4 protein-coding genes and 1 pseudogene are annotated in these 3,528 nt (G+C 67.3%); 1 reads left to right on the top strand and 4 read right to left on the bottom strand.

Annotation, left to right across the window (positions count from 1 at the left end; genetic code table 11):
- Positions 1-78: 78 nt before the first annotated feature.
- Positions 79-255: pseudogene (locus tag A6A05_RS02190) on the top strand (IS110 family transposase); the annotation flags it as partial.
- Between the two features lie 40 nt (positions 256-295).
- Here the strand turns inward: A6A05_RS02190 and A6A05_RS02195 are convergent.
- From A6A05_RS02195 to tnpA, 4 genes are all read right to left on the bottom strand, one after another.
- Positions 296-949, bottom strand: a complete 654-nt coding sequence (locus A6A05_RS02195) for a YecA/YgfB family protein (protein ID WP_068497031.1) — start codon at positions 947-949, stop codon at positions 296-298.
- A protein-coding gene (gene tnpC, locus A6A05_RS02200) for an IS66 family transposase (protein ID WP_425411934.1) occupies positions 933-2,422 on the bottom strand; the annotation gives its coding sequence in 2 pieces (ribosomal slippage) (positions 933-1,504 and positions 1,504-2,422; 1,491 coding nt in all). The genes A6A05_RS02195 and tnpC overlap by 17 nt, the downstream gene beginning before the upstream one ends.
- 95 nt (positions 2,423-2,517) lie before the next feature.
- Positions 2,518-2,865, bottom strand: coding sequence for an IS66 family insertion sequence element accessory protein TnpB (gene tnpB / locus A6A05_RS02205; protein WP_068497034.1), 348 nt, complete (start codon positions 2,863-2,865; stop codon positions 2,518-2,520).
- Positions 2,862-3,272, bottom strand: a complete 411-nt coding sequence (gene tnpA / locus A6A05_RS22040; protein WP_216635732.1) for an IS66-like element accessory protein TnpA — start codon at positions 3,270-3,272, stop codon at positions 2,862-2,864. Before tnpA ends, tnpB begins: the two co-directional genes overlap by 4 nt.
- Positions 3,273-3,528 lie beyond the last annotated feature (256 nt).

Below are 3,528 nucleotides of genomic sequence, written 5' to 3' on the forward strand. Positions count from 1 at the left end.
TCCGTTACCGCGCGTCGCCAACAGTCAGGCAGCCTGATCAAAGCTGCCTGCACCTGCGGTTCTCACCGGATGCTTACGGTCAAGACCGATCGACGCGACGCGATGATGCTGGCCAAACTGCACCGGGCTGGCGAGTTGACGGCTGTGTGGGTGCCGGACGGCGCCCACGAGGCGATGCGCGACCTGATCCGGGCGCGGGCCACGGCGGTGCGGGTGCTTGGCAAGGCGCGTCAGCATCTGCAAGGCTTCCTGTTGGTATCCGTCCGGTGAGGGCCGCGTGATAGGCCGTTGACGATCAGTTCGCCCCGCAGCACTTTTTGAATTTTTTGCCCGATCCGCAGGGGCACGGGTCGTTTCGGCCTGCCTTGAGTCCTGCGGTCTGGCGCATGGGGGCGGCGCGCCAGTAGTCGGCGATGGCGAGGACGCATTCGGGAATGAGGTCTCCAGCCTCGGCGAAGAGGCGGTCTTCCACGTCCTGCGGCAGGTCGAGCAGCGGTTCGCCGTCGTCGTCGCAGCACAGGGCCAGGATAGGGAGCATCAGCTCCACGTTCTTTTCGGACGTGAGCAGCCGCTTCCAGGCGGCGGGGCGCAGGGTGACGGCTTGCATGAAGCCCTCGGCCCAATCGGCGGCGATGACGTCGCCACCCGGGGTTTCCATGATGATGGGGGCGACGGTTCCATCGGCGACCTGGCCGAGGATCTCGTTGTAGCGGGCCATGATGGTGCCGATGACGGCCTGAGCCTGGGCGGTGTCTTCGAACACCGGCTCCTCGCCGCCCCAGAAAACCGGCAGCCATTCACTGGGCCTGATCAGCTCCGGCCCGATGGCGATGCCGGTGAGAAAGCCGTCGAGATCGCACAGCATCATGCAGTCGTCTGGCGACTGGTCCGACATCAGGAACTGGTCGAGTGCCTCGATCTCGGCCTCGAGGTCACGCAGCGTCGGCATGGCGTTCGCCTTTCCAATTCCACGGCAGCAATTCGTCGATGCGCTTGACGGAATGTCCCGGCAGGCGGTCCAGCACGTCGGCCAGCCAGGCGCGCGGGTCGATGCCGTTCATCTTGCAGGTCTCGATCAGGGTGTAGAGCGCGGCGGCGCGCCTTCCGCCGGCATCGGAGCCGGCGAAGGTCCAGTTCCTGCGCCCCACCGCGATGCCGCGCAGCGCCCTCTCCGCCGCGTTGTTGGACAAATCGACGCGGCCGTCCGCCAGAAACAGGGTGAAGGCCGGCCAGCGCTTCAGCAGATAGTCCATGGCCTTGGCGGTGTCCGACTTGCCCGACAGCCCGGCGCGCTTGTGGTGCAGCCACAGGGCCATGTCGTCGATCAGCGGCCGCGACCGCTCGGCCCGGGCTGCCTGGCGTTCCTCGGGGGACAGCCCGGCGATGTCGCGCTCGATGGCGAACAGGGCGTCGATGCGGGCCACCGCCTCGATGGCGATGGGCGCCTTCTTCAACTGGGCCAGCTCGTAGAATTTCCTGCGTCCGTGCGCCCAGCACGCCGCCACGACGATGGCGCCTTCTCGTACAGCCGGTTGAAGCCCGCAAAGGCGTCGGCCTGCATGATGCCGGTGAAACCGCTCAGAAACGCGTGCGGGTGTTCGCCGCTGCGGTCGGGCGAGTAGAAGTAGGCGGCAGCCGGCGGATCATTGCCGCCGAAGGGCCGGTCATCACGCACCATTGCCCATAATCGGCCAGTTTTTGTTTTGCCTTTCGCCAGCACAGGCACCGGCGTGTCATCGACATGGAGGCGCTGGCCGGCGCTGGCATGGTCGGCGATGGCCGCGACCAGCGGCTGCAGCGCCACGCTGACGGCGCCGACCCAATCGGCCAGGGTGGAGACATCGATCTCGACGCCTTCAGCCGCGAAACGCCCGCTCTGACGGTGCAGCGGCAGGTGCAGGCCGAATTTGTTGAACACCACCTCGGCAAGCAATCCGGCGCCGGCCCGGCCGCGCGCGATGGCGTGGAACGGCGCCGGCGACTGGGTGATGACCTGGCAGGTGCGGCAGGAGAATTTCTCGCGCACATGCTGGATCACCCGCCACTGGGCCGGGATGCGCTCCAGCGTCTCGGTGACGTCCTCGCCCAGCTTGGACAATTCGCCGCCGCAGCAGGGGCAGGCCGCGGGCGCTGGCTCGACCATTCGGACACGGGGCAGATGATCGGGCAGCGGCCGCCGCGCCGGCTTGCGGCGGGACTGGGATGGAGCCGTGTCGGAAACCGCGGCCTCGGCGGCGGCGGTCTCTTCCAAATCCTCCAGCGCCAGTTCCAATTGCTCGATGCGAGTGCCGCGCTCGGCCGACTGGCCGAAGCGCTCGCGCCGCAGCCGGGCGATCTCCAGTTTGAGCCGCTCGATCTCGATGTCGAGGCTGCGCCGATCCGACTCGGCGACCAGCCGCGCCGCCCGTTCTGCGAGGATCATCGCGTGGGCGGCGGCAAGGTCGGTGGGCAGGGCTTCGGCGGCATCGATCACCCCGAAAGTGAATCAAAAATCGCGTGCCGTGGGAAGCGATTTCCTCAGCCGACGGCGCTGGGATGCCAGGTTTTCTGCGGCATCCGCCAGTCTATTCCCTCCAGCAGGTAGCCGAGCTGGGCTGGGGTGATCGTCACCGCCCCATCCGTCGGCGACGGCCACAGGAAGCGGCCCCGCTCGAGGCGTTTCGAGAACAGACAGAAGCCCTGGCCGTCGTACCACAGCACCTTGACCAGATCGCCGCGCCGGCCGCGGAACACGAACAGATGGCCGGAATGGGGATCGCGCGAAAGCCACTCCTGCACCAGCAGCGCCAGCCCGTCGAAGCCCTTGCGCATGTCGGTGTGCCCCGCAGCCAGCCACACCCGCACGCCGGAAGGAATCGGGATCATCGCCCGGCCACCGCCCGGATCACCGCCGCCGCCAACTCCGGCGCCGTCCCGGCTGGAACGCGGATTTGGGCGCCGCCCGCCAGAACCAGCTCGATGGCGTCACCGCCGAGGGCAGCGGCCGGCGTTACCGCCGGCACCATCATCACCTCGGCGAAATCCGCCACGGCCGCCCGCAGATCACGCCGCCAGCGGTAGATCTGGCCGGCGCAGACATCAGCATGTCGTGCCACCTCGACCACCACCGCGCCCGGTGCGAATGCCGCCGCAACAATCGCCCGCTTCTGCTCGGCCGTCCACCGTCGCCGACGTTCCGGTCCCGTCAGAATATGAGCCTGCCCCATCGCCTCGCCCCATGCCACCGGTGCAAACCACAGTGCTTGCACCAATGCCAAGGCTGGCAGCGTCACACCCCACCGGCAAGGTCGCCCTCAGCGGCCTTCACCGGACGGATACGGATCAAAGGCCATAGTGGGCCTTGGTCCTGAGCGGCGGCTGTCAGGGGCAATTCAGTCAATGTGGTCGAATCGTCCTTCTTCGACACGCTGAGCGGAACCTGTCAATGAATCCGCGACACTGCGTCTGACAATTTAGGCAGCAATTCTCTCAGCTGGCGGATTGATCCAGACGGCATTGGGCGGGGCTGGCGGCTGCGGCGGCTTGCAT

The sequence above is a fragment of the Magnetospirillum moscoviense genome (assembly GCF_001650635.1).
Lineage (GTDB): Bacteria > Pseudomonadota > Alphaproteobacteria > Rhodospirillales > Magnetospirillaceae > Magnetospirillum > Magnetospirillum moscoviense.

Coding starts and splice junctions, on each gene's coding strand:
- tnpB (WP_068497034.1), bottom strand. CDS start 2,865: ATGATCCCGATTCCTTCCGGCGTGCGGGTGTGGCTGGCTGCGGGGCAC.
- A6A05_RS02195 (WP_068497031.1), bottom strand. CDS start 949: ATGCCGACGCTGCGTGACCTCGAGGCCGAGATCGAGGCACTCGACCAG.